The 4336-nt window shown below is 60.3% G+C and carries 4 protein-coding genes; 1 reads left to right on the forward strand and 3 read right to left on the reverse strand.

Going from position 1 to position 4336, the window contains the following annotated elements; genetic code table 11:
* Window positions 1–450 (reverse strand): nitroreductase family protein (locus WCA53_RS23360; protein WP_423916050.1); only part of this gene is annotated, 450 nt, incomplete at its 3' end.
* Between the two features lie 307 nt (window positions 451–757).
* Here WCA53_RS23360 and WCA53_RS23365 point away from each other — a divergent pair.
* On the forward strand, window positions 758–2413 hold the full coding sequence (locus tag WCA53_RS23365) for an AMP-binding protein (RefSeq protein ID WP_423916052.1): 1656 nt from the start codon (window positions 758–760) through the stop codon (window positions 2411–2413).
* A gap of 155 nt (window positions 2414–2568) precedes the next feature.
* On the opposite strand, the gene WCA53_RS23370 is transcribed toward WCA53_RS23365, so the two are convergent.
* Complete coding sequence (locus WCA53_RS23370) at window positions 2569–3261, reverse strand: Crp/Fnr family transcriptional regulator (protein WP_423916057.1); 693 nt, start codon at window positions 3259–3261, stop codon at window positions 2569–2571.
* A gap of 76 nt (window positions 3262–3337) precedes the next feature.
* The coding region (locus WCA53_RS23375) for an acetyl-CoA C-acyltransferase (protein WP_423916054.1) at window positions 3338–4336 on the reverse strand (999 nt) is incomplete at its 5' end.

Genomic DNA, 4336 nt, shown 5'->3' on the forward strand with positions numbered 1-4336 from the left:
GAAGAATTGATAATTGCGGCTGTGCTGGGCCTGCATTCGTTGCTTGTCGCCCTTTTCGATTCCAAGCAACCCGTATAGCTTCCAACCCACAGATCGTCTTCTTTCCAGATAGGGCGATATCCACTCGCGCGGGTAATAGTCCCACTCGTCCGTGCATGTCTCGTCCAATGTCGAATGGAAATTGACCCGCTGGATCGCGGCGCAAATACGGTCCTTGGCGTGCCCCGTGACGACATGTACTCGCCAGGGCTGGATGTTGACGCCCGTGGCAGCGAACCGCGCGATGTCCAGTATCGATTCCACTGTCTCTCGAGAAACCGGCGTGGGCAGAAACGCCCTGACGCTGCGACGCGACAGGATGGCCCATTCGATGGCCTGGCGCAGCGCATCGGCATCCATCGCCGGTGGCGTGTCACTTCTTTCCTCACTTCTCGTCATCTGTTCCTCCATCTGTCGTCACGATCGGCGAATCCGGGCAACTCGGTTGAGCCTAAGGATTTCTATTGAGAGGAAGGTTAGCCGGGCGAAAAGAGACGTGTTGTCACCTACAAGACATTGTCTCGAACACGACAATCGACATCGGCCAATCAATCGTCTCCACGAACGGAAGAAATGTCTCGTTCGGGACAGTTCCGGGGCATCGGAACGTTTAGATTGGATGTGGAGGCCGCCAAGGTTTGAACGATGCCAGTTCAGAGGTCGCACCCGGGCGCCGCCTGTATCCCCAACACTTTTCCATCCGGCGAGGAGACATACCATGCCCACCCCAATCTACGAGCGCGGACTCGATAGGAACGAAGCCAACCATGTACCGCTGACACCGCTGCACTCACTCGATCGATGCGCCGAGTTGTTCCCGGAGCGTATCGCGATCGTGCACGGCGCGATGCGCCAGACCTGGCGCACGACGCGCGGCCGCTGCTACCGGCTAGCTAGCGCGCTCGCCCGACGAGGTGTCAAGCGCGGCGACACCGTATCGATCATTGCCCCTAATACGCCCGCGATGGTGGAGGCACATTTCGGCGTGCCGCTAAGCGGAGCGGTGCTCAACACGATCAATTGCAGACTGAATGCCGACGGCATTCGTTTCATCCTGCTTCACGGGGAATGCAAGGTTCTTTTGGTGGATCGTGAATTCGCCGCCCTCGCTGCGGACGCACTCGAGCACGTTCCAGATAGGCCGCTGGTGATTGACATTGCCGATCTCGAAGCACCGCCGGGGACATCGATCGGTGAGTTCGACTACGAGCAATTGCTTGAAGAGGGTGATCCAGACTTCGAAGGCGTATGGCCCGCGGACGAATGGGAAGCCATCGCACTGAACTATACGTCCGGGACGACATCAGACCCGAAAGGGGTCGTAATAAGTCACCGGGCCGCGCACCTCATGAGCATGTCGCAGTTGATCGACTGGGGGATGCCGCGCGCGCCGGTGTATCTCTGGACCCTCCCCATGTTCCACGCCAACGGCTGGTGCTTCGCCTGGGCGATCACTGCAGCGGGTGGCACCCATGTCTGTCTGCGCAAGGTCAATGCCCCAGGAATATTTACAGCGATCCGCGAATATGGCGTCGATCATTTTTGTGCCGCGCCTATCGTCCTGGCCGCGTTGTCCGCCGCTCCCGCCAGCGAGCGTAGCCCTTTGCCGCGCGTCGTTCGCGTGCGCACCGCAGGTTCACCGCCTCCGGCAGCCGTGTTGAAATCGGTCAGCGAACTGGGATTCGAGGTTGAGCATGTGTACGGCATCACCGAAGCCTCGGGCACGCCGGTCAGTTGCTTCATTCAGGAAAATTGGCGCGCGTTGCCCAATGAGGAGCAGGCGCGTTTGAAGGCGCGGCAAGGTAACCGGGCGTGCGGACTTGAAGCCTTGCGCGTAGCAGATCCCGCCACTCTGGAGCCGGTTCCAGCGGACGGCAAGACCCAGGGAGAGATCCTGTTGCGCGGAAACGTAGTCATGAGAGGCTATCTGAAGAACGAGGAGGCTACGCGAAACGCCTTCGAAGGAGGCTGGTTCCATACTGGCGATATAGCAGTGCTGCACCCGGACGGATACGTTCAGATCACGGATCGCTCAAAAGACGTCATCATTTCCGGAGGCGAAAATATCTCATCCGTAGAGGTGGAAGACGTATTGCACCAGCACCCGGCCGTACTCATCGCGGCCGTGGTGGCGCAGCCCGATGCCAAGTGGGGTGAAGTGCCTTGCGCATTTGTCGAATTAAAACCGGGTATCGAAACACCTTCTGAACGAGAGCTGATTTCCTTCTGTCGAGAGCGGCTCGCTCACTTCAAGTGCCCTGCGAGGATCATGTACTGCGTCCTGCCAAAAACAGGTACAGGAAAGATTCAGAAATTTCGACTTCGAACGCAAGCTGGCAGCCAGGAGGCCATTACGAAGCTGTCTCACGCGTAACCTGTATGACGGCCTAAGAACAATGCGGGGGCATGCGGGGAGACAAACCGCTGCGTGGCACTTATACGAGAAACGTGGTGAACCACGTCAAGCGGGTGCCACGACACTTAGCAGTGCTTCAATAGTTCGCAACGTGCTTCGCACTCACCGCCCCATCAATCTTCGGGGTGGGAAAAATCTCGAAGCCCTGTCAGGTCGAGAATTCGAACTGAGCCGTATTCGATCAACAAGAGCCCCGCATCGGCAAGCTCGTGAAGCGCTCGGTTCGTGTTCTGCCGGGAAAGCCCGGACAGTCGTCCAATTTCTTCTTGCGAAAGACCCAGCGTCGGATTAGTTGCTGCGTAGAGTTGTGGATTGAACAGTTCAGCGAGACAGAACGCGACTCTTGCAGACGCTTTTTGCAAACGAAGATTTCCGACCAGTCCGACGTAGTAGCCGCACCGTGCATTGAGTTGATCGATGACAAATCGACTAAACGAGTGGCTATTGTCAAGCAGCCACTCGAATGTGCTACGTGGGATAAACGCGACTTGGCTAGCGCGCAGCGCGACCACCGAGTAGGGGCGAGGCTCATCTTTCAGTACGGCTCCCTCCCCGAACCAGGAGCCCGCGGGCACACCGGCGAAGGTCGTGGGGCGCCCCGCTTTAGAAACCGTATCGACTTTCACCAACCCCTCGATCACGCCGAGCCAATGATCCGCTGGCGCTCCCTGATGACAGACTACGGCACCACCAGAATATGATCGCTCAAAAACATCTTTCTGGACGCGCGCGAGCTGCTCGGCGGTCAAGTTAGCGGACCAGGCAGAGCGTGATATGAAGGATTGAAACTCAACCGGTAGGGGCATCGCCAAGTTCGCTTCGAAACGTCTGGAAGCATTAGTTTAACGCCGCCCCCCGGTGGCTTGCTTCAGACTAATCGCTTCAGACCCATCGCTCGATCGCGATGGCGGTCGCCTCCCCGCCGCCGAGACACAGCGACGCGATCCCACGCTTCATGCCATACGTCTCCAGCGCCGAAAGCAGCGTGACCATCACGCGCGCGCCCGATGCACCGATCGGATGCCCGAGTGCGCAGGCGCCGCCATGCACGTTGACCTTGTCGTGCGGCAGGTCGAGATCGCGCATTGCCGCCATCACGGCCACCGCGAACGCTTCGTTGATCTCGAACAGGTCGACATCCCGCAGATTCCAGCCAGTCTTCTCCGACAGCTTGCGCATCGCGCCGATGGGGGCCGTGGGAAAGAGATTCGGGCGGTCGCCATGGGTGGCGTGCCCGAGGATCACGGCCTTGGGCGTCAGGCCGCGCCGCTCGGCCTCCGAGCGGCGCATCAATACGAGTGCCGCCGCACCGTCGGAAATCGACGACGAGTTCGCCGCGGTTACCGTGCCGCCGTCGCGGAACGCCGGCTTGAGCGTCGGGATCTTGTCGAGCTTCGCCTTGCCCGGCTGTTCGTCGATCGAGACCACCGTTTCCGTCTTGCCCGCGCGCACGGTCACGGGCGCGATCTCCGCCGTGAAGCGTCCCTCCGCGATCGCCCGTTGCGCCCGCGTGAGCGACGCGATCGCGTACCCGTCCTGGGCCTCGCGCGTGAACCCATACGTCGTGGCGCAATCCTCCGCGAACGCGCCCATCAGACGGCCCTTGTCGTACGCGTCCTCAAGCCCGTCGAGGAACATGTGGTCGACCACCTGCCCGTGGCCCATCCGGTAGCCTCCGCGAGCCTTGGGCAACAGATACGGGGCCTGCGACATGCTTTCCATGCCGCCCGCAATCATCACGCTCGCCGAACCCGCGAGCAGCAGATCGTGCGCCAGCATCGCGGCCTTCATGCCCGAGCCGCACATCTTGTTGATCGTCGTTGCGCCCACCGACAACGGCAGCCCCGCCTTTAGCGCCGCCTGCCGCGCCGGGGCCTGGCC

Source organism: Caballeronia sp., from assembly GCF_049581465.1.
Taxonomy (GTDB): Bacteria; Pseudomonadota; Gammaproteobacteria; order Burkholderiales; family Burkholderiaceae; genus Caballeronia.

What these genes read in the sequence shown, in the direction of transcription:
- WCA53_RS23365 (WP_423916052.1), top strand. Translation starts at nt 758, where the DNA reads ATGCCCACCCCAATCTACGAGCGCGGACTCGATAGGAACGAAGCCAAC.
- WCA53_RS23370 (WP_423916057.1), bottom strand. Translation starts at nt 3,261, where the DNA reads ATGCCCCTACCGGTTGAGTTTCAATCCTTCATATCACGCTCTGCCTGG.